The sequence below is a fragment of the Microcoleus sp. D3_18_C4 genome (assembly GCF_036702355.1).
Taxonomy (GTDB): Bacteria; Cyanobacteriota; Cyanobacteriia; order Cyanobacteriales; family Microcoleaceae; genus Microcoleus.
This window is the reverse complement of sequence record NZ_JAUBTF010000011.1, coordinates 118,461-145,116: the sequence shown is the minus strand read 5'-3', so window position 1 is coordinate 145,116 and position 26,656 is coordinate 118,461. Positions and strand designations below refer to the sequence as shown.

The 26,656-nt window shown below is 45.0% G+C and carries 21 protein-coding genes and 1 tRNA gene; 11 read left to right on the top strand and 11 right to left on the bottom strand.

The annotated features are described in order from the left end of the window. Positions 1 to 324: 324 nt before the first annotated feature. Positions 325 to 4,035, bottom strand: coding sequence for a hydantoinase B/oxoprolinase family protein (locus tag QUA90_RS08315; protein ID WP_333444874.1), 3,711 nt, complete (start codon positions 4,033 to 4,035; stop codon positions 325 to 327). A gap of 145 nt (positions 4,036 to 4,180) precedes the next feature. Continuing rightward, complete coding sequence (locus tag QUA90_RS08310; RefSeq protein WP_333444872.1) at positions 4,181 to 5,140, bottom strand: M28 family peptidase; 960 nt, start codon at positions 5,138 to 5,140, stop codon at positions 4,181 to 4,183. Between the two features lie 47 nt (positions 5,141 to 5,187). Here QUA90_RS08310 and QUA90_RS08305 point away from each other — a divergent pair, with 47 nt between their 5' ends. From QUA90_RS08305 to QUA90_RS08290, 4 genes are read left to right on the top strand one after another with little or no spacing between them, the layout of a single operon-like run. Further along, positions 5,188 to 6,396, top strand: a complete 1,209-nt coding sequence (locus tag QUA90_RS08305; RefSeq protein ID WP_333444870.1) for an AAA family ATPase — start codon at positions 5,188 to 5,190, stop codon at positions 6,394 to 6,396. A 1-nt stretch (position 6,397) separates the two neighbouring features. Further along, positions 6,398 to 7,060 (top strand): phage tail protein, encoded by a 663-nt coding sequence (locus QUA90_RS08300; RefSeq protein ID WP_333444868.1) that lies wholly within the window; start codon positions 6,398 to 6,400, stop codon positions 7,058 to 7,060. A 51-nt stretch (positions 7,061 to 7,111) separates the two neighbouring features. After that, entirely contained in the window at positions 7,112 to 7,411 is a 300-nt protein-coding gene (locus tag QUA90_RS08295; protein WP_333444866.1) for a hypothetical protein, read from the top strand. After that, complete coding sequence (locus tag QUA90_RS08290) at positions 7,408 to 7,827, top strand: PIN domain-containing protein (protein ID WP_333444864.1); 420 nt, start codon at positions 7,408 to 7,410, stop codon at positions 7,825 to 7,827. The genes QUA90_RS08295 and QUA90_RS08290 overlap by 4 nt, the downstream gene beginning before the upstream one ends. Before the next feature lie 13 nt (positions 7,828 to 7,840). Here QUA90_RS08290 and QUA90_RS08285 read toward each other — a convergent pair whose 3' ends face one another. After that, positions 7,841 to 8,914, bottom strand: coding sequence for a DMT family transporter (locus tag QUA90_RS08285; protein ID WP_333444861.1), 1,074 nt, complete (start codon positions 8,912 to 8,914; stop codon positions 7,841 to 7,843). 267 nt (positions 8,915 to 9,181) lie between these two features. Between QUA90_RS08285 and sppA the strand changes: the two genes are divergently transcribed. The 3 genes from sppA (at position 9,182) to QUA90_RS08270 (ending at position 12,044) form a co-directional block, all read left to right on the top strand. Next, entirely contained in the window at positions 9,182 to 10,000 is an 819-nt protein-coding gene (gene sppA / locus QUA90_RS08280; protein ID WP_333321714.1) for a signal peptide peptidase SppA, read from the top strand. 115 nt (positions 10,001 to 10,115) lie between these two features. Next, positions 10,116 to 10,541 (top strand): chorismate mutase, encoded by a 426-nt coding sequence (aroH, locus tag QUA90_RS08275; protein ID WP_333284368.1) that lies wholly within the window; start codon positions 10,116 to 10,118, stop codon positions 10,539 to 10,541. Between the two features lie 201 nt (positions 10,542 to 10,742). Next, a complete protein-coding gene (locus QUA90_RS08270) occupies positions 10,743 to 12,044 on the top strand; it encodes a phthiocerol/phthiodiolone dimycocerosyl transferase family protein (protein WP_333444859.1) in 1,302 nt (433 codons plus the stop codon). Positions 12,045 to 12,183: 139 nt separating this feature from the next. Here the strand turns inward: QUA90_RS08270 and crtR are convergent, their stop codons facing one another. Further along, positions 12,184 to 13,074 (bottom strand): beta-carotene hydroxylase, encoded by an 891-nt coding sequence (gene crtR, locus QUA90_RS08265; RefSeq protein ID WP_333080914.1) that lies wholly within the window; start codon positions 13,072 to 13,074, stop codon positions 12,184 to 12,186. A 432-nt stretch (positions 13,075 to 13,506) separates the two neighbouring features. On the opposite strand from crtR, the gene pyk reads away from it, so the two are divergent. Together pyk and QUA90_RS08255 are read left to right on the top strand one after the other, a co-directional pair. Then, positions 13,507 to 15,294: a pyruvate kinase gene (gene pyk, locus QUA90_RS08260; protein ID WP_333409464.1), complete on the top strand. Its 1,788-nt coding sequence runs from the start codon at positions 13,507 to 13,509 to the stop codon at positions 15,292 to 15,294. Between the two features lie 94 nt (positions 15,295 to 15,388). Next, positions 15,389 to 15,460: transfer RNA gene (locus QUA90_RS08255), tRNA-Thr, on the top strand. A gap of 486 nt (positions 15,461 to 15,946) precedes the next feature. On the opposite strand, the gene QUA90_RS08250 is transcribed toward QUA90_RS08255, so the two are convergent. The 7 genes from QUA90_RS08250 to QUA90_RS08220 form a co-directional block, all read right to left on the bottom strand. Then, entirely contained in the window at positions 15,947 to 17,005 is a 1,059-nt protein-coding gene (locus tag QUA90_RS08250; protein ID WP_333444857.1) for a potassium channel protein, read from the bottom strand. Positions 17,006 to 17,276: 271 nt separating this feature from the next. After that, positions 17,277 to 20,090, bottom strand: a complete 2,814-nt coding sequence (locus QUA90_RS08245) for an AAA-like domain-containing protein (protein ID WP_333444855.1) — start codon at positions 20,088 to 20,090, stop codon at positions 17,277 to 17,279. Between the two features lie 10 nt (positions 20,091 to 20,100). Next, the gene (locus tag QUA90_RS08240) at positions 20,101 to 20,619 is read right to left on the bottom strand and encodes a type IV pilin-like G/H family protein (RefSeq protein ID WP_333444853.1); all 519 of its coding nucleotides are present in this window, start codon (positions 20,617 to 20,619) and stop codon (positions 20,101 to 20,103) included. A 98-nt stretch (positions 20,620 to 20,717) separates the two neighbouring features. After that, on the bottom strand, positions 20,718 to 21,242 hold the full coding sequence (locus QUA90_RS08235; protein WP_333444851.1) for a type IV pilin-like G/H family protein: 525 nt from the start codon (positions 21,240 to 21,242) through the stop codon (positions 20,718 to 20,720). A 107-nt stretch (positions 21,243 to 21,349) separates the two neighbouring features. Continuing rightward, positions 21,350 to 21,868, bottom strand: coding sequence for a type IV pilin-like G/H family protein (locus tag QUA90_RS08230; RefSeq protein WP_333444849.1), 519 nt, complete (start codon positions 21,866 to 21,868; stop codon positions 21,350 to 21,352). Positions 21,869 to 21,984: 116 nt separating this feature from the next. Then, positions 21,985 to 22,545: an SPFH domain-containing protein gene (locus tag QUA90_RS08225; protein ID WP_333444847.1), complete on the bottom strand. Its 561-nt coding sequence runs from the start codon at positions 22,543 to 22,545 to the stop codon at positions 21,985 to 21,987. A 122-nt stretch (positions 22,546 to 22,667) separates the two neighbouring features. Continuing rightward, positions 22,668 to 23,213, bottom strand: a complete 546-nt coding sequence (locus tag QUA90_RS08220; RefSeq protein ID WP_333321723.1) for an NfeD family protein — start codon at positions 23,211 to 23,213, stop codon at positions 22,668 to 22,670. Positions 23,214 to 23,388: 175 nt separating this feature from the next. Between QUA90_RS08220 and QUA90_RS08215 the strand changes: the two genes are divergently transcribed. Together QUA90_RS08215 and QUA90_RS08210 are read left to right on the top strand one after the other, a co-directional pair. Then, positions 23,389 to 25,143, top strand: coding sequence for an AAA-like domain-containing protein (locus tag QUA90_RS08215; RefSeq protein ID WP_333444845.1), 1,755 nt, complete (start codon positions 23,389 to 23,391; stop codon positions 25,141 to 25,143). A gap of 333 nt (positions 25,144 to 25,476) precedes the next feature. Continuing rightward, positions 25,477 to 26,577: an iron-containing redox enzyme family protein gene (locus QUA90_RS08210; RefSeq protein ID WP_333444843.1), complete on the top strand. Its 1,101-nt coding sequence runs from the start codon at positions 25,477 to 25,479 to the stop codon at positions 26,575 to 26,577. Positions 26,578 to 26,656 lie beyond the last annotated feature (79 nt).

Here is a 26,656-nt window from a genome sequence, read left to right as displayed (position 1 = left end):
ACTCGATCGAATAAGCTTTCATTTTTTCTGCTGATGTACTGAATGTAGTGTACCACATTTACATGGAATTTGCTGTATATACTTTTCACTTGTGGGAGCGAGCTTTTCACACCTCAGAAAAGTTATCAAAAACTCTGGCTATATTACTTCCCCTAAAAAAGAATCTTCACCAGAACAATGCGTGTCGGTTCATCACGATAAATTAAAAGCTATGGCTTACTTATATCGTTTCCGGTAGCATCAGGATGATGCCGAGGACAGGGCACTGCCGTGTCCTGACTGTGGGTAATATTAATTCTGCTGCTACCGGAGTTGATATTACTACTATAAATAACCATATCCTCCGCCCCCCGGAGTCTCAATGACAAACACATCCCCCGGCTGCATTTCCACACTCGCCGTACTCCCCAAATCCTCAACTTTTCCATCAACGGTTTCAACATAATTCCGTCCAACTTTCCCCGCTTCACCCCCATTCAAACCGCAAGGAGAAATCACACGCCGGCCCGATAAAATACCAGCAGTCATCGCATCCCGAAACCGCACCCTGCGTACCACTCCATTACCGCCACGATGATATCCATTCCCGCCGCTATTAGCCCGAATTGCAAAACTTTCCAACAACACCGGGAACCGCCATTCTAATACTTCAGGATCAGTTAAACGCGAATTAGTCATGTGGGTTTGAACCGCATCCGTACCATCAAAACTTGCACCCGCACCCGCACCGCCGCAAATAGTTTCATAATATTGATAGCGCTGATTTCCAAAGGTAAAATTATTCATAGTTCCCTGAGAAGCAGCCATCACTCCCAAAGCGCAATACAAAGCATCGGTAATATTCTGCGAAGTTTCCACATTACCTGCAACCACCGCCGCTGGATAGCGAGGATTCAGCATACAGCCTTCGGGATTGATGATTTCGAGAGGTTTCAAACAGCCCGCATTTAGAGGAATATCGTCATCTACCAACGTGCGGAAAACATACAAAACAGCAGCTTTGCACACGGCTGCGGGAGCATTAAAATTGTTGGATTGTTGAGCAGAAGTGCCTGTAAAATCTATTTTTGCACTGCGCGCAGATTTGTCAATTGTAATCGCTACCTTAATTTGTCCGCCACTATCCATCGGATAAGTAAACTCGCCATCTTGCAAAACATCAATTACCCGCCGCACTGACTCCTCAGCATTGTCTTGCACAAAGCCCATATAAGCTTGCACAGTCTCTAATCCATAATGTTCTACCATCTTGAGAAGTTCTTCTGCGCCGCGCTTGTTAGCAGCAATTTGTGCTTGCAAATCGGCTATGTTTTGAGCGGAATTGCGAACAAAAAAATTCCCCGCTGTCAGAAGTTCTAGTAATTCTTTTTCTCGAAAATTGCCCTCGCTTACTAACAATAAATTGTCAAGCAATACACCTTCTTCAGTTACTGTTGTACTGTTAGGAGGCATGGAACCGGGAGTAATGCCGCCGATGTCAGCGTGGTGTCCCCGCGAGGCAACATAAAACAAAGGAAGGGAGGAATCACCATCAAATACTGGAGTAATAACGGTGATATCTGGTAAATGCGTGCCGCCGTTGTAGGGATTGTTAGAAACATAAACATCGCCCGGTTGAATCGCATTGCCTTGTGCTAAAATTAAAGCTTCAACGCTTTCGCTCATCGAACCCAGATGTACGGGAATGTGCGGCGCGTTGGCAACTAATTGCCCGTTTTTGTCGAAAATTGCACAGGAAAAGTCGAGACGTTCTTTGATGTTGACTGAGGAACTTGTGTTTTGCAATGTGACGCCCATTTGTTCCGCGATCGCCCGAAACAAATTATTAAAAATTTCCAGCAAAACCGGATCGGATTTAACCGCAGATAAACCCGAATGAACGCGGATATTATCTGCCTCTATCTGCGTGCATCGGCGGTTCAAAATTAAATCATTATTTTCGGTGATTTCCCCTTCCCAGCCCGGTTCTATGATATTAGTTCCCGTAGCTTCAACAATCATAGCAGGGCCGCTAATGCAGTCGTGCGATCGCAAATCCTCTCTCTGATAAACAGGCGTTTCCCGCCACCCACCAGCAACATAGGTTTGCACGGTTGAAATTGGTTGCACGGGCAAGATGCGCGTCCCACCAGAGGGGGAAATTGTGGATGCTTCCGGCACATCCATTCTTTCTACAACTTCCACCGAAACCGCTTCCACAATCAGCGGTTTTTCTGACATAATAAAACTGTAACGCTGTCGGTGGGCTGCTTCAAATTCCGCCTGCATCGCCTCAATATTGTCAGCAAAATTAACCGCCAAAACCGAGTCACTTCCCTGATATTTTAAGCGCAACTTGCTAACAACTAAAACCTCTGACTCATTCTCTGTGTTCTCTGCGCCTGTGCGGTTCAATTCCCTCTTTCCCTCAGCCTCCAATTCGGTTAAAATCTCATGCAAATTAGGTAATAATTCTGCATTTAATTGTTGCTCGATCGCCCTTTCGCGAATAGCCCGCACATCAGCCAAACCCATACCGTAAGCCGACAACACACCCGCATAAGGGTGAATAAATACCCGTTTCATCCCCAAAGCATCGGCGATCGCACAAGCGTGTTGGCCGCCCGCACCGCCGAAACAGCACAATGTATACTCCGAAACATCGTAACCGCGCTGAAGCGAGATTTTTTTGACAGCATTCGCCATCTTTTCCACAGCGATCGCCAAAAAACCCTCCGCCACCTCTTCGGCCGTCCTCTCGCCCCCAATTTCCCCCGCTAACTGCCCAAATTTTTGGTTTACTACGTCAGGGGCGATCGGCAAATCTCCATTCAATCCAAATACTTTCGGGAAAAAATCCGGTTGAATTTTCCCCAACATCACATTGCAATCAGTCACCGTCAAGGGGCCGCCTTTGCGATAGCAAGCGGGCCCGGGATTGGCCCCTGCAGACTCCGGCCCGACGCGGTAGCGAGCCCCGTCAAAAAAGACAATTGAACCGCCGCCGGCTGCTACAGTGTGAATTGCCATCACGGGCGATCGCAATCTCACCCCAGCAATTTCCGTCTCAAATTCGCGTTCGTATTCGCCGTTAAAATGGGCAACATCTGTCGAAGTTCCGCCCATATCAAAGGTAATAATTTTATCAAAACCTGCCTTTTTGCTCGTTTGAACTGCACCGACAATTCCCCCAGCAGGCCCGGATAAAATACTGTTTTTTCCTTGAAATTGTGCCGCGTCCACTAAGCCGCCATTCGATTGCATAAACATTAATTTGGGGAATTGGGCATTGGGCATTGGGCATTGGGCATTGGGCATTAATAATCCCTCGTTCCCGGAATCTGCCTCGATTAACTGACTGGTTACTTGTTCGACATAACGCCGTAAAATCGGAGATAAATAAGCATCGACAACCGCAGTATCACCCCGCGAAACTAATTTCATCAGCGGGCTGACTTCGTGAGATACTGAAATTTGAGTAAAGCCAATTTCTTTCGCTATTTTAGCAACTTGTTTTTCGTGTTCCGAGTAGCGGTAGCCGTGCATGAATACGATCGCACAACTACGAATTCCCTCATCGTATGCTTGCTGCAAAGACGGGATAAACTCGGGATTGACAGCAGTTAACTCCTCACCTTGAGCGCTGTAGCGTTCCGCAACTTCAATAACTCGATCGTACAGCATCTGGGGCAACACAATGTGGCGGGCGAAAATATTCGGGCGGTTTTGATAGCCAATTCTCAGCGCATCGCCGAAACCTTTAGTAATTAACAGAATTGTGCGATCGCCCTTTCGTTCCAGCAAAGCATTTGTCGCCACCGTCGTCCCCATTTTAATCGCTTCAATTTCGGCGGCGGGTATAGCTGCGTCGGCGGGAATTCTCAAAATATCGCGAATTCCTTGAACTGCGGCGTCGGTGTAGCGTTCTGGGTTTTCCGACAGCAGCTTGTGAATGACTAATTTACCGTCGGGGCTGTTGGCGACAATATCGGTAAAAGTGCCACCGCGATCGATCCAGAATTGCCAGCGAGTGCGATCGGGATAAGTAGGATTCATATCTCTTTTTTGGGAATTTTTTGCTTGATTAATTTACAAGTATTCAACAAACTTCTGTTCGAGTCAATTCATAAAACTCATAACTTCGGGTCATAAAATTCATAATTTCTGGCAGCTCAAACTAGCACGCGCTCGCTCATGTTAATTATAGATGTCGAATGCCCTTGACTAACCCCTGACAAACACCAGCCAGAAAATCCAAATCCAAAGTCTCAATCTTATCGCTTTCTCGATGATAATGCGGATTTCGCATATTAGCAGTATCAGTCACCATAATAGCCGGATAACCATTATCCCAAAAAGGAACATGATCGCTGCGGCGAGTATCCGGCACAATTAAACCTCGATTCGGCACCGGCAGCCACTCGCAGGGCTGACCAGATTTGCGAATTTTGCCACTCAAATTAATTAAATCGGGAACCGTCCGCAAAGTGCCAATTAAAGCAATAAAATTGCCACTATTTGGATAAAAATATTTCAAGCCAGCGGGATAACTTTGAGAATTAGGATTATGGTTGCAATAACCCAACATTTCTAAAGAAATCATTAACCGGATTGACTCTTGCTGTTGCTTGTATTTAGCTGCATGATGACTGCTTCCCAAATAACCGTATTCTTCCATATCGAATGCGACTAATTGCACTGGATATTTGAGCGGTCCAGATGCGATATCCCTTGCGAGTTCCAGCAAAACAGCAACACCAGTAGCATTATCATCGGCCCCAGGTGATCCGGGTGCAGTATCGTAATGAGCACCAATTATGATCGGCGGCAACCGCTTCTTAATCTGCTTTTCAATACCCAGATTGTCTTGCTTCCCCCCTTTAGCAAGGGGTGATTCTTCTTGCTTCCCCCCCGAAGCAAAGGGTGATTCTTCTTGCTTCCCCCCCTTACCAAGGGGGGGACTGAGGGGGGGTAAATCCAAGATAAAATTGTGATGAATTCGGCCGCGCACGGAAAAGTCGTCAATTTCTACAGTCCCCCACTGTGCCAACTGTTCGCGGATGTATTGCTGGGCATAAAAATGCCCTTCGGATGCGAGGTATGGATTGCGATCGCGTACAATTTGAATCAGATGGCTGTGCAAGCGTTCTTTGAGATTCATGCGATCGGAGATACAATGAGTACAGTAAGATTATATTGGATTGAATTATGATTGGAGAAGTCAGAATCGAAAATTATAAGTCCATTCAAAAGCTGAAGCTAGAATTAGGACGAGTAACTGTATTGATCGGTGAAAATGGCTGCGGCAAGAGTAATATCCTAGAGGCGATTGCCCTGGCTTCTGCGGCTGCTAATGATAAACTTGATAACGAGTTCTTAGCTGCACGGGGCATTCGAGTTACAGAACCTCGATTTATGCGATCGGCTTTTGAAATGGAAAATTTGGTTAAAGATATCAAAATTGATATCCGAGAAAATGAGGGAGAAAACTTTACTTATATTTTACAAAATGATAACTCCCCCTATTCAAAGTGGGCAGATAAAAACTTATATGAGCGGCATTTTTTGGCAAAAGATTTTGACAAGTCTATGGAAACACAAAATCTTCTATCTACAAAGCCAAAAAACCAACATGAGGAAATAAGTCTAGAACTCTTAATAAAAAGCCTAAAAAAAGATGCATTACAAAACCCAAAAATACAAAAACTTTTGTTGGGGTTAGAATCAATAAACAGAATGCTTTCCCCGGCTAATTTAATTAATTTCACAATTTACTCTCCCGAAAACCAAGCCTTACGAACTTTTGAAAAAGAAGGACAAATTCAACCATTAGGCATTAATGGTGAAGGCTTGTTTAAACTTATAAAGTTTTTGAACTCAGAAACAAACCAAGATAAACTCAATCAAATTAAAGGAAAGTTGCGATTGATAGATTGGTTTAGAGATTTTGAAGTGCCTGAAGATTTATCACCCCTGCAAAGTTCTCTCCAAATTAAAGATAAATATTTAGATACAGATTTAACTTACTTCGACCAAAAAAGCTCTAATGAAGGCTTTTTATTTTTACTCTTTTACTTTGCCTTGTTCATTAGCGATCTCACGCCTAAATTTTTTGCAATTGATAACATTGACGCTTCTCTCAACCCCAGATTGTGTCGCAGATTAATGCAAGAATTAGTTGAATTAGCCAAAAAATACGACAAACAAGTTATCTTTACAACCCACAATCCGGCAGTTTTGGACGGTTTGGATTTAGAGGATGACGAACAGCGACTGCTTGTGATTTCTCGCAACCAATTAGGTTATACTAAAGCCAGACGCATTCTGGGCCCCAAACCTCTAGAGGGCCAAGAACCAGTAGAATTATCAGAGGCATTTTTGAGAGGCTATATCGGCGGACTTCCTAAGAATTTTTAATATGATTAGTTTTGGATTGATTGCAGAGGGACTGACTGACCAAATTGTAATAGAAGATATTTTAGCTGGATATTTTAATAGTGCATATATAGAGGTGACACCTCTTCAGCCAAAAAGAGATAAATCCAAAACCGGCGGCTGGACTCTAGTATTTGATTATTGTAGGTCAAAAAAATTTCAAGAAGCATTTCAATTTATTGACTATATCATTATTCAGATAGATATGGATGTTTCAGAAGATTATGGTGTAGCCAAACAAGATGAAAACGGTGAGTTTACTCCCCAGCAGTTAATTGCAAAAGTTATTGAAAAGTTTAGAAGTGCGATCGGCGATAATTTTTACAGCAGATATCAACAACAAATTATATTTGCCATCTCCGTACATTCTATTGAGTGTTGGTTGCTGCCCCTGTATTATACAGACAAGAAGAAACAAGCTAAAGTTAAGAACTGCCTCGATACTTTAAACCTGCAACTTGCGAAAAAACATAAGTTTACGATCGACGCTAATGCTAAAAATCCTGAATATTATCGAGTAATTTCAGAACAATATCGCAAGCATAAAGTTTTGATTAAGCATTACGCAGAAAATCCCACTTTAAAAACTTTTATAGAAGAGATTCAAAGCAGAGACATTAAGATTGGTGATGAAGAGGATTGGTAAGGAAGCAGGTTGTTATGTCATATAATAGAAAGATAGTTATCGGAGATTACCATGCAAGCATACAAACTTAGAGGTAAAATCGATGCAACTGGTCACTTGGTAGTTGTGGAACCCGTGAATATGCCACCGGGAGATGTAGAAATCATCGTCTTGCAGCTACCTGATACGGTTAAACAAGCCAGCGCGTCAGAAAATGCGATCGCACCTGAAGCACCTCAAAAAAAGTTTAAAACTAACGTGAAGGCATTTCAAGGTTTATTCGATCGAGATGCTGTACCCGAACCGCTGGATTTTGACGATCCAGACAAACAAGCAAAATGGGAATATTTAAAAGAGAAACATAACTTGTGAAAATCCTGATAGACACCAATATAATAGTAGATGTTGCTCTCGATCGAGAACCTTTCTTTTCTGAGAGCGATCGCATTTTAACTTTTGTTGAAGAAGCACAAATTCAAGGCTATATTTCAGCCTCAACTTTTAGCTACCTTTACTATATTATCCGCAGAGACAGAGGCCGCGATTGGACGCTGGATTTTTTGCGGCAGTTAGCCACATTTTGTCAAGTAGCAACAGTAGATAACTCTGTTATTTCAATGGCATTAACTTGCAACTTCAAGGATTTTGAAGATGCGATTCAGTACAGCACTGCTGTAATCAATCGAATTGATGCCATTGTCACCCGCAACCCGCGAGATTTTCCGGTTACTACTCCTAGGATTGTAACTCCAAATCAGTTAGTTCAAAAATTAACCAATTCTCCCTAAATTTCTCAAAGCGCTAAACTTCTGATTCCAATTCGCTAACCCGCAACTGCACGGGTAATTCTACAGAATTCAACTCAGACGACTCTAACAATCCTGTTGCTTCAACTTCTGCACTCGCTTCACCCTGCCGCACTTTTCGCAATTTCTCACCCAAAGTATCCCGCTGATTAATTAAATAAATACTCACCAAAGTCAGCCCAACTCCCATCGATTGCAGCGGATTGAGCACTTCGCCCAAGAACAAATTGCCGAACAGCAAAGCAAAAACAGGCGTAAGAAAGGTAAGAGAACTTAAACTTGTTAAACTGCCACTCGAAGCAAAATAAAAGAATAAACCGTAGGCGATCGCACTTCCGAACACAGTAGAATAACCTAACGCCATCCAGCCCGAAAAATCGATATTCACAAACTGTTCAGACTCAGTTGCAGCCGAAATTGCCAACAGTGGCAAACCGCCCAAAATCATGTGCCAACCAGTCGCCACCACCGGATCAACATACCGGCAAACCCAGCGCACCAAAACCGTACCCACAGCCATCGACAAAGCCGCCAACAGCATCAACCATTCTCCACCCTGAAACAACTGTTCGATACCCCCAGAAACCTGCCTGTTTTCAGGATGAAAAAGCCCCAAAATCCAGCCATCCGGCAACCCAATTAAACTGATGCCGACTACGCCAATCACTAATCCCAACCAGCCCCAAAAACCAATTTTTTCTTGAAACAACCACAAACACAAAATCGCCACAGCTAGCGGTTGAGAATCAATCATCACCGAACCCAAGCCCGCACCGGTTCTCGCCAAACCTTCGGCTAAAAAGCCTTGAAACAAAGTAGCGTCAACCAAAGCAAACAGCGAAATCCACAGCCAAGCTTTCCAACCCTGCGGCTGCGGTTTTCCCATGAATGCCGCCGCCAGCAGCACCAAGACGCCCGCAGGTACTAAACGCACGAATGCCACAAACAGTGGCGTTGTGTGCGGCATCACCCCCTTCATGGCTACCATCGCGGTTCCCCACAGGAAAAACGGCGCAATTAGCAACAGCGGGGCAAAAGGCAGTTTAGAATCGGTAAGTTTTAGCTGCATGGGGAGGGCTCCAGATAATTGATGAGATTGATTCTCGTGGGGATGATGTAGTTTTGTTAAGCAATTTTTACAATTATATATTGGTGTTGGGTTAAGTGCGATCGCACAAATCTCGGCCATCTGGAACAGGCAAGATGCCCGTTCCACAAAATCAAGGTGGAACAGGCATCTTGCCTGTTCCTAAATGGCACAACATCTACCCCGATGAATAAGGCACACTATAAGAAGTTAGCTACAAAAATCCGTAACATTGCCTGTACACTGCCCATGATTTGGCCATTCAAGCCTCGCTACCGCAAACAAATCGCCCGTATCGAAATCACCGGCGCCATTGCCGGAGAAACCCGTAAACGAGTCCTAGAAGCTCTCAAAACCGTTGAAGAACGCAAATTTCCCGCCTTGCTGCTGCGGATAGACAGCCCCGGCGGCACTGTCGGCGATTCCCAGGAAATTTACAGCGCACTCAAGCGTTTGCGCGAAAAAGTCAAAATTGTCGCCAGTTTCGGCAATATTTCAGCTTCTGGCGGAGTTTACATCGGCATGGGAGCCGAGCATATCGTTGCCAATCCCGGTACAATTACTGGCAGCATTGGTGTGATTATCCGGGGCAACAATCTAGAACGGCTGTTAGAAAAAGTAGGCGTTTCTTTTCAGGTGATTAAATCGGGGCCGTATAAAGATATCTTGGCATTCGATCGAGAATTGACAGATCCTGAACAGCAAATTCTGCAAGACTTGATCGACACCAGCTACCAGCAATTCGTGGGAACCGTTGCTGAAGCCCGGAAATTGACCGTTGAAAACGTGAAAAGTTTTGCCGATGGTCGGGTTTTTACCGGTCAGCAAGCCTTAGAATTGGGTTTGGTCGATCGACTGGGAACAGAAGAGGACGCTCGCCGCCTTGCCGCCGAACTCGCAGGCCTCGACCCGGAAAAAACCGAGTCTTGCACGCTAGAAAAACAAAAACCTTTCCTAAATCGTGTCTTGGGGAGTAGTCTGGATATATCCGGGCTTTCAGCTTACAATAATTTGCTCGAATTCGAGCTTTCTACTAGCGGTTTGCCGCTGTGGATGTATCGCCCGTGATTAAATAGTCAGTTGGCAGTTGGCAGTAGTCAGTTGACAGTGGTAATTGGTAATTAGTAATGGGTAATTGTAACTAGCAACTGACAACTAGCAACTGACAACTGACTAATGACTAATGACTAATAACAAAAATATGGAGGAAATTTGCGTGGAGTGGCAAGTGCGGGGGATTCGTGGGGCAACTACTGCTAGCGAGAATTCGGTGGCAGCAATTCGAGAAGCGGTGAGAGAATTGTTAGATGAATTAGAAGCAAAAAATGATATAAATCCAGAATTAATTATTAGTGCTACGTTTTCTGCTACTCGCGATTTAGATGCTGTGTTTCCGGCCGCGATCGCCCGCGAACGTCCTCACTGGTGTAATGTTCCTTTGTTGGACGTACAGCAAATGCACGTTGAGGGTGCTTTGGAACGCTGCATTCGGTTTTTAATTCACGTCAATTGGCCGGCACATACTGAAATTTATCATCCTTATTTGCGGGGAGCTCAAAATTTGCGCCCCGATAGGAATTTAGCGGTGGCGGTGGCTGGGGAAAAATAGACTTGGCGATTGTTCGATGGATCGCCCGCACAACTCAGCAAGGGCGATCAACCAATTTCTCTTTCAAGGGGTTGAAAAGTTGCAGGTTAAATCAAGATGTTTTATGAATAGAGCAAAATTACGATCTCGAATCTCGCTCGATCCCAATATCGGATCTGGTAAACCTTGTATTCAGGGACATCCAAATTGGAGATTTAATGTATGCCATCCGTCGATCGCACTCAGGCTGTTCCTGTCTGTCGCCCCCTTGGCGCATGGGAGAAAATCTTCTGGCTCCACGATCGAGCTCATCCCTTACATTTCGCTCTCACTGCACAAATCAGAGGAAGATTCAGTGTTCCTCAACTTCAACAAGCACTTACCCTCGCACAGCAACGGCATCCATTACTCCGAGTTCGCATTGCTGTTGATGAAGCAGAGCAACCTTGGTTTGTTGAAGACTCTGCCTGCATACCACTGCTAGTAGTTGCGCGACAATCTGAACAACATTGGCAGCGAGAAGTTGAGCGAGAAATCGCAACGGCTTTTGACTGGTCGCAAGCTCCGTTAGTGCGTGTCGTCTTAGTTCACTCAAGCAATGGTGCAGAATTATCAGAATTAATTGTAACGTGCCATCACTCGATCGCAGATGGAATCTCTGTTACTTACTTAATTCGGGATATTTTGCAGGCGATCGCCACACCCACTGCCTTCGGACAGTCTTTATCTGTTCCTCCGGCGCGAGAGGACTTGGTTCCAGTCCAAGCTCCTGAAACAATTTCTTTGTTAAAGCCAATGCCTAAATTTAGAAGGATGAGCGGTTCCTTCAAAGTTGTGCAACCTGCGAGGCAAAATAACCGTCTATATGTCAGTTCCGGTTCGCTTTCACCCGAAACAACACAGTCCCTAATGTCTCGCTGTCGGCAAGAGCAAACAAGCGTTCATGCTGCGATTTGTGGCGCTTTTCTCTTAGCAATCCGCCACCAAAATCATTCAGAACAGTCGCAAAACCTCACCTGTACATCATCGATTAATCTGAGACCCTACTTGACATCTGTAAATCAGGAAGATGTCAGTTTATGTGCAGTCGCTGAACGTACATTCCACCTCTTAAGGTCTGATACCAATTTATGGGATCTTGCCCGTTCTGTTAAGCACCAACTCAATCAAAGTATGGCATCAGACAAGCTCTTTGAAAGAATTTTTCAAGGTCAGGAATGGATGTCTACCAATCCCAGTCCTGATGTCGTTCTACAAATATTTAAAGACCAATGGGACTACGATGTATGCATTAGCAATCTCACACGATTGATGATTCAGCAACAGTTTGGAGAGGTTGAACTTCAGGCGATCTATGGACCTGTTGTAACGACAGGGGTAGAAAACGAGCGCTTCGTGGGCGTGGCGACTTTGGGAGAGCGGCTATTTTTCACGCTCGTGTGTTCCGAATTGGTGATGTTGCGATCGCAGTCGAAAACACTTCATGAGGAAGCAATACATCTACTGAGTTGCGCGATCAAGTAGATTCCACGTTTATGAAGTACACCCCGGATCGATCGATGTTTGAGCTTAACTTGACACTAATGGGGACGGTGCCATGTCCCTAAGAATGGTATAGTAAGTATTAAAAAAACCCGGCTTCTCAAAGAAACCGGGTTTTTTGTCAATCAGACGCTTTCTTGTGATGCAGCCTAATCCCTAAAAAAATGTCATATATAAAACTCCAAAAGTCCTTTTTCCCTTCCAATATTCCCAAAGTTTGAGGAGAACCCTTTTCATCCAACAGCGGCTTCACAGCCTCATAAGCAGGCTTGTAATTGTACCAAGGAATAGAAGGCCACAAGTGATGAATCAGATGATAATTCTGCCCCAAAATCAAGATATTTAGAATAGGACTAGGATATACTCTGGCATTTTTCCAGCGATCGCGCTCGTGAAACGGACGGTGCGGCAAATAATCAAAAAATAACCCCAAGGCCAACCCCACCACCAAAGCCGGAGAAAACCAAAAATTCAGGACGTAATCTAAATGGCCGTATTGAATCGAGATATACACGATCGCGATCACAAACAAACGGCTGAGAAACCATTCCAATAATTCGTATTTCCGCCACAGTTTGCGCTTAAAAAAGAAAATCTCGTGGTAAAAAAACCTCGCAGCAATCAACCACAAAGGCCCGCCCGTAGAAACATAATGGTCTGGATCGTTATCTGGGTCATTGACATGGGCGTGATGCTGCATATGTACCCGTGTAAACACCGGAAAAGCAAAACCCAACATCAGCGCGCTACCGTGTCCCAAAATAGCATTAACTGTGCGATCGCGATGGGCCGCATTATGAGACGCATCGTGAATCACAGTTCCAGCCATGTGCAAAGCCAACACGTTCAATAAAAAACAGCACCATTGGGGCCATTCCCAATACCAGAAACCCAAGTAAGAAATCACGATAATCGCTACTGCACTCAAAAACAGCAGCAGTGTCGGATTAAAGTCACCGGGAGGACTCAGAAACTCTTTCGGCACTGTCAGCGGCCGTCCTGCCTCCGACATCTTTGTTAAGACTCCTTAATATTTCACTCTTGCGTAGTATAAGATACAAGCCAGACAATAGTAAAGTTTTATGAAAGAACAGAGTTCGATCGCCAGACACAAACGTCTGCACAAGCAAAAAAGTATTGCTGTTGTACAAGGATACCAGTGCTAGAGTAGCCACAAGAGCTCAGCAGACCAAATAAAATAAATGGGTATGTCTGTATTTATGTCAAGCCAGAGAGCGGAAAAATTTGCAAAAAAGAGCGCTCCCCAAGAAAAGATTACCGATCGGTAAAAAGTCAGATATTCTATATATTGTTCAATACCTACTTTTTTGACGACTATCAAAATTTTTAAGAGTTGAGACTAGCGTCATTGCTTGTAGTGCAAAGATGAAACGTTAGCCGAAATTTAAACAAGAAATCCACCTGCCTCCCCAGAACACCGCTGATGCAATTGCCAAAAGCCCTACGCCGGACTAAAATCGTCGCCACCATTGGCCCAGCAACTTCGGACCCACAAGTGCTGCGCCAGCTCATAGAAGCAGGTGCCACAACTTTGCGACTCAACTTTTCCCACGGAACAGAAGAAGACCACCAGCGCAGCATTCGCTTAATCCGGCAAACATCCTTTGAACTCAACCAGCCGGTTGCCATCCTCCAAGACCTCCAAGGCCCGAAAATTCGTTTAGGGCGCTTTGAGACAGGCTCTATAGTTGTCAAAAACGGCGATCCTTTCATTCTCACCAGTCGCCAAGTTCCAGGTACCGAGCTCATTTCTTCCGTCACCTACGACCCCCTAGCAGACGAAGTTCCAGAGGGCTCAGTGATTCTGCTTGACGACGGCAAAGTCGAAATGCTGGTCGAAAAAGTAGACCGCGCGGCGCGGGAATTGTACTGCCGCGTCGTAGTCGGCGGGCCGCTTTCCAACAACAAAGGCGTGAATTTTCCGGGAGTTTACCTGTCAATTAAAGCGCTGACTGATAAAGACCGCAAAGATTTAATGTTCGGCCTCGACCAAGGTGTCGATTGGGTGGCCCTGAGCTTTGTGCGGAATCCCCAAGATGTGCTCGAAATTAAAGAGCTCATTGCCAGTGCGGGCAAGCAGGTACCGGTGATTGCCAAGATCGAAAAGCACGAGGCGATCGAACAAATGGAGGAAATTCTCACCCTTTGCAACGGCGTGATGGTCGCCCGCGGCGATTTGGGAGTGGAACTACCCGCCGAAGACGTGCCGATTTTGCAAAAGCGGCTGATTGCTACCTCCAACCGCCTGGGTATTCCGGTAATTACCGCTACCCAGATGCTCGACAGCATGGTCAACAATCCCCGTCCCACCCGCGCCGAGATTTCCGACGTGGCAAACGCGATTCTGGACGGAACTGATGCGGTGATGCTGTCAAATGAAACTGCTGTCGGCAAGTTCCCCGTCGAAGCGGTGGCGACGATGGCAAGAATTGCGGTGCGGATGGAGAGAGAAGGAATTAAGCGGAATATTAGGAATGTAGAAGATATTGGTCGATCGATCCCCAACGGTATCAGCCAAGCAGTCAGCCAAATCTCCGAACAATTGAACGCGGCGGCCATCATGACGCTGACCAAAACCGGCGCCACAGCGCGCAATGTCTCGAAGTTCCGACCGAAAACTCCGATTTTGGCAGTTACTCCTCACGTAGACGTAGCCCGACAACTGCAATTAGTATGGGGAGTAAAACCCTTGCTGGTGCTGGATTTGCCCTCCACCGGCCAGACATTTCACTCTGCCATGACAGTCGCCCAGGAAAAAGAGTTAGTGTGCGACGGAGATTTAGTTGTGATGACCGCCGGTACTCTGCAAGGGGTTGCCGGATCGACGGATTTGATCAAAGTTGAAGTAGTGACAGCAGTTTTAGGCAAAGGCACCGGTGTCGGTTTGGGATCGGTGAGTGGCTTGGCCAGGGTTGCTCGCACTGCTGCGGATGTAGGCAATTTCCACCCTGGAGAAATTTTGGTAGTGGAACACACAAGCGTCGCTTTTGTGGAGATGATTCGGAAAGCCGCAGGTGTGGTGACGGAGGAGGACAGTTTGACTTCTCACGCCGCGATTATCGGTTTGCGCTTGGGCGTGCCGGTGATGGTGGGCGTAAAGAATGCCACGCGCGTAATTCGGGACGGAACTATGCTGACGCTGGATATGCAGCGGGGTTTAGTTTATTCCGGGGCCAGAGGCGGCTCAACTGACACGGAAGTGACCGTTTAACTGTTTGTGAGCTAAGGGTTGTGGAGTTTTGAATTAAATTCTACAACTCCTTGCTTTTTTGGCTTAGGTTGTGCTATAATTCAAAATTGTCTGTGCCGATGTAGCTCAGGGGTAGAGTATTCGATTCGTAATCGAACGGTCGTGGGTTCAAATCCCACCATCGGCTTTGAGTTTCAGCGATTTTTTTGTCTATGACTTGTCTATGATTGTTGCAAATCTGTAGCAAAACGCAGTTTAACTGCTCAAAAATGCTCTCGGCAAAGTAGCCGAGAGCATTTTTATTTGCCCTAAATCCTTGTGTGGTGGATATGGTGAATTTTTTAAATTCATATCGTTTCCGGTTGCATCGGTATTGTTCAAATGTCCAAACAGTCAGTTGTCATATCAATTCCGGTTGTATTGGAATGATGAAACCGCAGAGGACACAGAGGATACAGAGAAAGGGAAGAGAGAGATGAATAATTCCGAGGCCAACGGATTTGATATCATATCGTTTCCGGTTGCATTGGAATAATAAAATCGAGTCAACATTTAACACTCAACAATTCAGTTTTTCGACCTCTCCTTCAACAGTCAACAGTCAACAGTCAACAGTCAACAGTCAACAGTCAACAGTCAACAGGAGTGCAACCGGAATTGATATGACATCGTATTAGTTCGGGGGCCGGGGGAGGCGAAAACTCAGGGGACTGAGGATTTGATTGAGAGTTCGCAGTTGTTCAGCAGTACCCAAACAAATCAGCGTATCTCCTCCTTCGATCGCAGTTTCTCCAGTAGGCCCGACAATCAAAGTCCCGCCAGCGCGCCGCACCGCTAAAACCAAGGCCCCTGATTGCGATCGCAACTTGGCATTTCTCAAAGTTTCCCCAACGTAGACACAACTATTGGGATCGACCAAAAATTCTTCCATGTAAAAAGAACTCTCGGTGCCCGTCAAAACACCATCTAAAAAATCCATAACTTGAGGCCGCAAAGCCGCCGCCGCCATGCGTTTTCCCCCGGTAATGTAGGGGGATACAACGGCATCGGCGCCACCGCGCTGCAACTTCTTTACCGCCTCTTCTGTGGTGGCGCGGGCGATCGCCCGTACCTTCGGATTCAGAGTTTTCGCTGACATGACAGTGTATAAATTCTCGGCATCCGAAGGCAAAGCTGCTACTATGCAAATTGCGCGATCGATCCCCACACTCAGCAAAATTTCGTCTAAAGTTGCGTCTCCTTGGACAGCAGTGTACCCCAGCGTCAAAGCTGCCTCAACCGACTGCACCGCCGAATCTATAACCACAAAAGAGATGTTTTCGGCCTGAAATTCCAAGGCAATTTGGCGGCCAGTGCGCCCAAAACCGCAGAGAATGTAATGCCCGATCAAAGAATCTACCAATCGTCGCTGCTGCCTAATTCTTGCTCCTTCTTGAAAATATCCTTCAATCAGCGCTTCTGTAAAGCGGTTGACGATGAAACCAATCACAATCACGCCCATCAAAATCAGGCATATGGTAAACATTCGCCCGCGTTGACCGAGGGGCTGAAGTTCACCGTAGCCCACAGTTGCTAGGGTAAATACTGTCATGTAAGCGGCATCGAGCAAAGACCATTTTTCCACCAGGCAATACCAGAGAGTACCCGTGCAGAAAATGCCACCAAGGGCGATGACTCCGTTTCTTAAGTCTTTTTGCAGGCGCTGGTACTTTTGTTCTAGAGTTGAATACACCGATCGGGTTGACCTATTACCTATTAGCTGCTACCAATTTTAACGATATCAGCCCTAGACGCAGGGGCGGTCAATCGATTTTAGATTTTAGATTTTAGATTTTAGATTTTAGATTTACCCCACGGATAAATGCGGGGGCTTGAGGATTTTCGATTGTTGATTTTGGATTGATTCCACGGATAAATCACGTGGTGGGTACCATCAAGCAATTCTTGGTCAAAAAGCTAGTTTTTGCCCAAATACTTTGCTGCAAAACTCAAGATTTTGAATCTTAACCAGGTTTTTTTTGCGTGAGTTCCGACTGAGTTTCAATCCCGTCGCAGAGGTGGCGATTGTTTGGATTTGCGATCGGATTTTTCTGCAAATAATTGCGGACTCCATTACAACCCTGCTGCAATAAATCGTCAAGATTAAAATTCCACAGCATCACCGTACCGTCAGCACTAGCACTAGCGATCGCTTTGCCGTCTGGACTAAAACTCGCACTCCACACAGCATCCTTGTTACCTTTTAAAGTTTTGAGCAATGTACCGTCAATGTTCCACAGCCTCACCATTTTGTCTGTGCTTGCAGATAGCAACATTTGACTGTCGGGACTAAAGCTGATATTTGTCACTCCACTTGTATGCTTTAAAATACTTAGCGGTGTGCCGTCTTTGCTCCAAATTCTCGCAGTTCCCCCAGCACTTGCAGTCGCCAGCATTGCTCCGTCTGGACTGAAAGTAACACTCATTATTTTATCACTTCCAATCTGTAAAGTTCGGAGCAATTTGATATCAGTGCTTGCTTCAATTGACTGCTGTTTTTGCAACTTTTCCACAATCTTTCTCAAACTCCAAAGTTTAACAGTGCCATCAGTGCCAGACGCAGCAATTATCTGACCGTCTGGGCTAAAACTGGCGCTAGTTATCCCACCTCGCTCCACTTTTAAACTTGACAACTTTTCCCCGTTTATTTTCCAGACTTTAACTGTTCCATCGGTACTTGCTGAAGCAATAATTTTACCATCTGGACTCAAAGAAACGCTGGTTATTAGACCGCTGTGTCCTTTTAAATCATTAATTAATTTGCCATCTCTTTGCCAAATTTTCACAGTTTTGTCGTCGCTTGCTGAGACAATTATCTGACCACTAGCATTGAAAATTACCCTTCTAATTTTATCAGTATGCCCTGTCAATGTTGCTTGCAAAGTTCCATTAGTTTGCCAAAGCTTGATATAATTATCATCGGTAGCAGTCACAATTGTTTGACTGTCGGGACTGAAACTCACGAAAGCGAGGGTACTGGCTTGAGTCTGCAAGCGGCGGCGTTCCCGAAAGTTGTAAACTGCCTGTTCGAGGGCGATCGCCACTCGCATCTGAATATCTGAACTCACTCCGAGCGATCGTTTCATTTCTGTAACAGCTCGAATGCTTTCTAGCAAAGCTTCTTCTTTCTTATCCGCAGCAAATAGGGTTTCTGATAGCAAACTGAGAGTGAGTATTTTGTTGTTTCTTTCTTCGATTGACGGTTTAACCCAAAAAGTTACTATCAGGATTGATATTAATATGACTGCGGCTCCTGTAACTGTTTGCACTCTCAGTTGTTGCTCGCGCCAAAGTTTAACTGCAATCGCTTTTTTCTGCTTTTGTGCTTCGCTTAGTTCCTCTAGTAACTTTTTTTCGCGGCGCAGTTGTTCCATTTCAGCTTGAGTTTGTTTTTCGCGATCGCGCAATTTGGCAAATTCAGCTTCTTGACTCGCACCTAAAAATTGATAATCTTGGGTGCTCAAGCTTTTATTTGCCGCCCACTGTCGGGCATCTTCCAGTGCTTGACCGCGCAACAAGCGAGATTCGTCTTGACAATTTGTAGCTATCCATGCTGTTAGGGATTCAGCATAGGGGCGCAAGTCGCCGAGTGCTTTTTCTATCCAGTTATGGCTGAATATAGCTGCGTAAATGCGGTTGGATACGGTTAATTTGCCGGCTCGTTTTACTACTAATCCGCTCAGCCGCAATTCTGTTTGTTCGGGAGTATCATCCGCCCAGATTCCCCCTACCAGGGCGGGCACGGGGGCAGCGCCCCTACAATCGGGGGGTTCTGAAAGTGGCAATATTTTTTGGTATAGTCCTAATAACCTACTGGCGCGGTGCGGACTTCTGAGAAGGCGATCGCGAATTGTTTTGATGTGTACCGGTTCATCGGATGATTCCCAATTATCAATAATATGAGATTGCACTATCTCGCTAATTAATATTTTTTTTGTAGGGATAATTTCAGTTTTGCTTTCATCCGTTGAATCTGATATAATAGAAGCCGACGCTAAGCTTTTTAAATGGTATAAAATCAGCTTGCAAAGCTTTTGAGTCAGAAATGGCTGCCCTCCAGTCCAGTCCAAAATCTCTTTTAAAACCTCTTGAGGATTGTCTACTTTTCCCTCAAATCCCTTGGCTAAAGGCAGAGCTTCTTGTAATTTAAAACCGTGCAATTCAATAGGTAAACCGATATTAAAGGGCGTGCGAGTTGCATCGCTAATTAAATCCGATGGGGTAGCTACTCCCAGCAAAGCAAATGTAATGCGCTGGTATTCTGAATTGTGAGCGCGTTTATTGTAGCAACATCTAATTAATGCAAAAAAATCGTCTAGCGGTTCTTGGAAACTCAGAACGCTATCAATTTCATCAATAAAAATGACCAGGTTTTGAGAAATTTTGACCAGCAGCAATTCTTCAATTAACTCTCCTAAGCGCTGCACCGGCGACATCAACTCTCTCTCCCGCCACCAAGCCATAAACTCGACTGGGTTAAACAGGTTGAAGCTGCACAATAGCTTGTAAGCGACGCCGCCGTACCACTTATCTAGAGAGACTTGCTGGTTGCCAATGTCCGAAAGGTCGATCGTAGCACAGGCAATGCCATCAGCCGAGAGTTTTTGTACAGTTCGCACCAGCAAACTAGATTTGCCCATTTGTCGGGAATTGAGCACGTAACAAAACTCTCCGGCTTTGAGGGCTTGATAAAGTTCTGAGTCAGCTTGTCGCACTACATAAGTAGGTGCATTTTGCGGGAGACTGCCGCCGATTTGATATTGGTAATCGACTGTCATGATCTAGCCCCTAGTCATAAGTTTGTCTCAGTTCTGTGGTGCCTGTAGCACAAGCAATTTTACCATTTTGATAAGTTGGTTCTGGTGGTTTAATTGTACCAGCAGAATCAGCTCCGCACAATATAGATGTGGTCGTTTTTTTATTTTTAGAAGCATTTGACTCACCTTTGGGAGCAGGAATTACAAAAACTCCACCGACACAGCTTTTAAGATTTTTATGCTTTGAGACTCCATAATTAAATGTTGCTTTTTTTGTTGTATGGTGGGAATATTTGTAATTTTCTGTGTCGGTTTTAATAATGCGAATTTTTAAAGCCTTAACAGAAGTGCTAAAAACACTTTTTTCGGCAAAATACGCTTGCTGACGTTTGTTAATTAAGCTAATATAATCTCTGGGTTCCCATTGCTTGTTGTTCCTAAGCTTAACCTGAAAGGATGGCACAGCTACCGAAGCTAATACTCCAATCACCACTAAACATCCACCAACATTCGATGCAAGGCTAGCTGATTTAGAATTTCGTTGACTCATTGTTTTGTACCCTCTCTGTTTGTTGTAAGAACTTTAGTTCGGTAAATCTCAAGTGAATGCCGATTTGATATTGGTAATCGACTGTCGTTATATTGCCTCTAGTCATAAGTTTGTCTCAGTTCTATAGTGCCTGTAGCACAAGCAATTTTACCATTTTCATAGGTGGGTTCTGGTGGTTTAATTGTACCAGCAGAATCAGCTCGGCACAATATAGATGTGGTTGTTATTGGATTTTTATAAGAATATGACTCAACTTTTGTAGCAGGAATTACAAAGACTCCCCCGACATAGCTTTTAAGGTCTTTTTGCTTTGATATCCCATAATTAAATGTTGCTTTTTTTGTATGGTGGGAATATTTGTAATTTTCTGTCTCGGTTTTAATAATGCGAATTTTTAAAGCCTTAACAGAAGTGCTAAAAACACTTTTTTCGGCAAAATACGCTTGCTGACGTTTGTTGATTAAGCTAATATAATCTTTGGGCTCCGATTGCTTGTTGATCCTAAGCTTAGCCTGAAAGGATGGCAGAGCTACCGAAGCTAATACTCCAATCAACATTAAAAACACTAAGTATCCACCAACATTCGATGCAAGGCTAGCTGAGTTAGAATTTTGTTGACTCATAGTTTTGTATCCTCCCTGTTTGTAGTAAAGACTTTAGTCCGGTAAATCTCAAGTGAAAGCCGATTTGATATTAGTAATCGACTGTCATTATATTGCGTAGAGTTAGATTATTTAGTCACTTGTCTTGTGCCTTGACCACAATCAATTTTACCCTTTTCATATGTGGGTTCCGCTGGTTTAATTGTACCGGGAGAATCAGCTTGGCAGAATATGGATATTGTTGTTATTCCATCTTTAGCAGCATTTGGCTCAACTTCTTTAACAGGAACTAGAAAGACACCGCCGACATAACTCTTAAGTTGTGGTTGCTTGGAGACTCCATAATTAAAAGCAGTTTGCTTTGTGACGCGAACTGAATACTTGTAATTTGTTGTCTCCGTTTTTATCCCAAGTCCCAAAGCATTAACGGAACGCGAAAAAACACTTTTTTCGGCAAAATCTGCTTGCTGAGCTTTGTTCATTGAGCTCACATACTGTTTTGCTTCCGACTGCTTGCTTCTATTGGTATTATTTAGATAAAATGGCAGAGCTATCCCATTCATTAGTCCAATACCGGCTATAAGTAATAAGCATCCGCAACCGCGACAAGCTGCATTGCTCAAACTTGATTCTTGATTGTTAGTCATGGTGTTGTCTCCTTAAATGGTATATACAATGCGAATTAAAGTCGGCGATGCAGAGCCTCTGGAACTGCGTTACCAGGCAGAGCCTGGTAACGAGGAAAACGATGGAATACTAATCTCTAAGCTCGCAGCTTTTGTACTTCTTTCCGGTCAATGGATGTGGGCTGAATCACTTTACTGCCGATCGCAAAATCGCGCAATTCCACTCTCGTAAACTTCACACCCCAAGGATCTGTCGTTGTATCCAACTCTTCCACTAAAGCATTATTAATCTCATGTCGAGCCGTGTAGAGTTCCTCAACAGATAATTTAGAAAGGTGAGTGCGAATTGAAAGAATCAGCATATTTAACATCGCTTCCTTGAGATTCTGCACTTTGTAGGAAGCTTTTTCTAAGTCAATGATTCGCCAGTACACAATAAAATCAACATTGATGGCCACCCGATCGCGCGTTGTGCATTCTTGCGGTGGCAAGTTTAAAATTTGCTCGCGCAGAGTTTGTTTATAGGCGACTGTTTCGACAAAGGGAATCAAAAATGTTATACCCGGTTCGAGCTTTTTTCGATCATACTTTCCGAAAATTTCAACTAATGCCTCATCTCCTTGACGGACAATTTTTACGCTGTTGGCTAAGGATACTCCGGTGATGGCAAACAATACCGTCAAAAAATACTGATACATAGTGAATCTCCTGGTAAATAGTTGACAGTTGACATTTGATAGTGATTTCTTAGTCTCTTAGAGGGACTTTGTTTGGCAAGAAGCGATTTCAATCGCCGAGTCATAAAAGAGCTAACTCAGATTTAGCTGTTGATATGAATTAATCTGTCAGGTACAACAATCAGCGTGTTTCCTTCGCGGCGCAAAACGTAAACTTTTTGTCTGGGTGCGATCGCCCCTTGGGAATCTTCGTTGCGAGCTTTCCAAGAAGCCCCTTCATAAATCACCATTCCGGTTTCTCCGGGGAAAATTTCGGAGATAGTTGTCGCTTCCGTTGCTTCGGGAATCACAAACTTTTTGCGAACAATAAAAATTGGTCGAATCCAGATGCTCAGCGCGAGGGCTATCCCCATCCAGTAGAAGATTTGCCAGTCAAAATCTTCATACATTATGTTCGCCCAACTAAACTGAAATGCTACAGCTCCTCTCCACAAAATAAAGGCTTCAATTAAAGCCGAAGCTCCCATCATTAGCAGGTAAAATCTGTATTTTTGGGGCTGAGTTTTGATAATTAATAGCTCCATCGCACTAAGCACAACTCCGATCAGCAACCAGAATAGGGGCGGGGTGAAGGCGAAACCTGGTTGATTAGTGGCTGACGCCAGCGACCAAATTAAGATAGAATACACAATGCTTTTACCTCGTTTTGATGGGATTCAACCTTGTTATTTCTAATCTAATCAGGTGGCTATTTGAGTTGGCGACTGAGTTATTGGAAAAATCATCGACTTTTCATCGACTTTTCATCGACTTTAGGTACGGTTGGCATTTATGATGGTTTCAGTGTTTTGATTGTGATAAGCAATGCCACGATCGCTAAGGGTGCGCGAAGAGTGCATTCGCGCAGTTAAATCCTGTCTCCTGAGAAATGGCTTCCCCAGTCAGAAAATTCTGGCTGAGGATTTAGGGATGGCCCAATCTACTGTCAGCCATTTTCTGAATGGCAAACCTGTGGATTATGCCAATTTCATCGAAATTTGTCGCGGATTGGGGCAGGAATGGCGCGATATAGCCGATTTTGAGGCGAATTCAGAGCCAGAGGAGGTACTGCTGGTGAGGGCCAAAGTGGCGATCGTCCGATCGACCTCACACAATACGCTTTCTCAGCAGTTACACCAAGCTTTGAGTGCGGGAGGCCACGAGGTCTTTTTTATTAACAACACCAGCGACTCAGGCTCATATTTAAAGCGTTGCGATTATTTGTTGTTGCTGATTTCCCAAGAATCGGCCGCGAGCGAAATGATATTGGAACAAGTGCAGCTAGCCAAAGAACTGCACAATTCAACTGCTCATAAACCCGCAATTTTACCGATTTTACTTGAATCAAATACACCGCTTTCTTTCGATTTACTGAGCTATTTAGCAGGAATTCAGCCCTGGCTGTGGCGCGGTGTTGGCGACTCATTTAAGTTATTATCACAAATTTTAACCATTATCAAAGAAGGTCGCACATCGTTAACTGCCGACCATGAATTAGCTGTAGAATGGACCGCAATTACTAGCACCAAACAGTCAATGATTCAACCCCTGCCAGCAGCGCCGCCAGAATTGCCGGGAGGACAAGTTGAAATAGCTTCTCGTTTTTATATCGATCGCCCTCCGATCGAATCCCGCTGTTACGAGACGATCGCCCAACCGGGAGCACTGATCCGCATAAAAGCACCCAGACAAATGGGCAAAACTTCCTTGATGGCGAGGATTTTGCATCACGCAGAACAGCAAGGTTCTCGCACGGTAGCGCTGAGTTTTCAGCTAGCCAATCGGAAAATCTTCGCTAATTCAGATACATTTTTGCAGTGGTTTTGTGCTAGCATCGGTCAAGAGTTAGGAATGCTGGAGCAGTTGCCCAAGTGTTGGGAATTAGCCGCTTTGATTGGCAGCAATCAGTGCTGCAAGGCTTATTTTGAACAGTATTTGCTTTCAGAATCCTCAAAACCTCTGACGTTAGGCTTGGATGAGAGCGATCGCCTGTTTGAATCACCGGAAATTGCCGACGATTTTTTTGGGTTATTGCGAGCTTTACACGAAGAAGCAAAACGGCGAGATATTTGGAAAAGATTGCGTTTGATTGTGGTACATTCGACCGAAGTTTATATCCCGCTGGATGTGAATAAATCGCCGTTTAATGTGGGGTTGCCCATTGATTTGCCTGAGTTTAATTCGCAGCAAGTGCAAGACTTAGCAGCGCGACACGGAATCAATTGGAGTGATACAGAAGTGGCAGAAATGATGGCGCTAGTGGGAGGAAATCCCTATTTAGTGCGACTAGGAATGTATCATCTTTCGCGTCAAGATGTGACTTTAGAGCGGTTAGTGAAAGAATCTGCAACTGAAGCGGGAATTTACAGCGATCATTTGCGGCGACATTTATGGAATTTAGAGAAATATTCGGAATTAATGGAGGCGATGAGAGAGGTTGTGAGTGTTTCCCAGCCAGTTAGATTGAGGTCAGAATTGGGGTTTAAGTTAAATAGTATGGGGTTGGTGAAATTGGATGGAAATCATTGCATTCCCAGATGTCGGTTGTATCAGGAGTATTTTGGCGATCGCCTAGGTTGATAGTCATAGGTTGTACAGTTTTCAAGAACGGGCAAGATGCCCGTTCCACAAAAACTCCATTTTCTTGTGGAACGGGCATCTTGCCCGTTGCTAAACAGGTGATTGAGAATGATGCCTGATATAAGTTAATACCAATTGCCTAAACGTTGTTACCTTTACTCACAAGTTGAAAAGGGTATGAGGCGGTAGCGGTCAAATCTCTATCAATGGAAGGGTGTATGCGGCTGATGGATTCGGTATCGTGAAATTAAGTAGCCATTATCCTCAGCAATCTGCAACGGTTGGCTGTTTTGGCAGGCAACACAATAATTAGAGTTAGCATAACTTGATTCCATGCAAAACACGATAGAGATACTTCCTTCTTCAGACTCGCGGAGTCTTTCCAAAAAGCAATCCGTACTCCCCAATTATGAAGCAGCCGATCGACAATTTGTCAATTTGCTAGAAGTCGAGGATTTAGACAAGACGGTGGCGGCAAAACCGTTACTTGTCAGCGATTTTGAAAGCGCGATCGCCTATGCAATTCAAGCAGCTTACCAACAGGAACCAGGCGATGAGGCCGCTCACCGCTTCTTGCAGCGCGTACTTTACCGCATCAACCGCCTCAACTTGTTTTGGTACGATGATTTGCGCCGCTACAACAATGAGCGATCGCACTATTTGCGTTCCGTGCGCGATCGCATTGAGGAACCTTGGCAGCAGTGGGAAATCGCCCAAATCGACGTTGCAGCGCTGCAAAAATTGCCGGATGTCAAGCAAGCCCTGCGCGATCGCGCGGCCGCCGATGTCGATCCTCCGCTAACTGAGCTCGATCGCTATTTGCGCGAACACATGACTGAAGAGGGATACAAACACCTGCTGGCGATCGCCTCCTTCGACGGTTTAGTGGAAGCCAGCCGTGTTTCTCGCATCATCGGCGGTGCCGGCAACGAAATTCAGTGCACCCTTACGCGAGTGCTGATCGAAGAATACGGCGGCGGTCGTCTCCCCCGCAAGCATTCGACCTTTTTTGCCCAAATGCTGGCTGAATTCGGGATGAGTACGGAACCCGAAGCGTACTTCGATTTAGTGCCTTGGCAAGTGCTCGCAAGCATTAATCACAACTTTCTGCTGACGGAACGCAAGCGCCATTTTCTGCGCTACAACGGTGGACTCACTTATTTTGAGGTCGCGGGGCCCGTGGCTTACCGCAATTATCTAGCCGCCGCCCAGCGTCTGGGCCTGTCGCAGGCTGCGATGGGTTATTGGGAACTGCACATCAAAGAAGATGAGCGTCACGGCCGCTGGATGTTGGATGAAGTGGCGATCCCGCTGGTTGATAGATACCCACAGGAGGCTTGGGAACTGGTGTTGGGGTACGATCAGGAGAAGTCGATCGGCGATCGGGCTGGGGCTGCTGTGGTGCGATCGATCCAAGCCACAGAACGGAATTAAGGGCTATCTAGGGTGCATAAGTCTTGGATGCACCCTAGATCTTGCACCTTTCTCAATAAGCCTTTGAGGAACAGGCAAG

Bases quoted from the DNA above. Each gene is read 5' to 3' on its own strand.
- QUA90_RS08315 (WP_333444874.1), bottom strand. From the start codon at position 4,035: ATGAATCCTACTTATCCCGATCGCACTCGCTGGCAATTCTGGATCGAT.
- QUA90_RS08310 (WP_333444872.1), bottom strand. From the start codon at position 5,140: ATGAATCTCAAAGAACGCTTGCACAGCCATCTGATTCAAATTGTACGC.
- QUA90_RS08305 (WP_333444870.1), top strand. From the start codon at position 5,188: ATGATTGGAGAAGTCAGAATCGAAAATTATAAGTCCATTCAAAAGCTG.
- QUA90_RS08300 (WP_333444868.1), top strand. From the start codon at position 6,398: ATGATTAGTTTTGGATTGATTGCAGAGGGACTGACTGACCAAATTGTA.
- QUA90_RS08295 (WP_333444866.1), top strand. From the start codon at position 7,112: ATGCAAGCATACAAACTTAGAGGTAAAATCGATGCAACTGGTCACTTG.
- QUA90_RS08285 (WP_333444861.1), bottom strand. From the start codon at position 8,914: ATGCAGCTAAAACTTACCGATTCTAAACTGCCTTTTGCCCCGCTGTTG.
- sppA (WP_333321714.1), top strand. From the start codon at position 9,182: ATGATTTGGCCATTCAAGCCTCGCTACCGCAAACAAATCGCCCGTATC.
- aroH (WP_333284368.1), top strand. From the start codon at position 10,116: ATGACTAATAACAAAAATATGGAGGAAATTTGCGTGGAGTGGCAAGTG.
- QUA90_RS08270 (WP_333444859.1), top strand. From the start codon at position 10,743: ATGCCATCCGTCGATCGCACTCAGGCTGTTCCTGTCTGTCGCCCCCTT.
- crtR (WP_333080914.1), bottom strand. From the start codon at position 13,074: ATGTCGGAGGCAGGACGGCCGCTGACAGTGCCGAAAGAGTTTCTGAGT.
- pyk (WP_333409464.1), top strand. From the start codon at position 13,507: ATGCAATTGCCAAAAGCCCTACGCCGGACTAAAATCGTCGCCACCATT.
- QUA90_RS08245 (WP_333444855.1), bottom strand. From the start codon at position 20,090: ATGACAGTCGATTACCAATATCAAATCGGCGGCAGTCTCCCGCAAAAT.
- QUA90_RS08240 (WP_333444853.1), bottom strand. From the start codon at position 20,619: ATGAGTCAACGAAATTCTAAATCAGCTAGCCTTGCATCGAATGTTGGT.
- QUA90_RS08235 (WP_333444851.1), bottom strand. From the start codon at position 21,242: ATGAGTCAACAAAATTCTAACTCAGCTAGCCTTGCATCGAATGTTGGT.
- QUA90_RS08230 (WP_333444849.1), bottom strand. From the start codon at position 21,868: ATGACTAACAATCAAGAATCAAGTTTGAGCAATGCAGCTTGTCGCGGT.
- QUA90_RS08225 (WP_333444847.1), bottom strand. From the start codon at position 22,545: ATGTATCAGTATTTTTTGACGGTATTGTTTGCCATCACCGGAGTATCC.
- QUA90_RS08215 (WP_333444845.1), top strand. From the start codon at position 23,389: ATGCCACGATCGCTAAGGGTGCGCGAAGAGTGCATTCGCGCAGTTAAA.
- QUA90_RS08210 (WP_333444843.1), top strand. From the start codon at position 25,477: ATGCAAAACACGATAGAGATACTTCCTTCTTCAGACTCGCGGAGTCTT.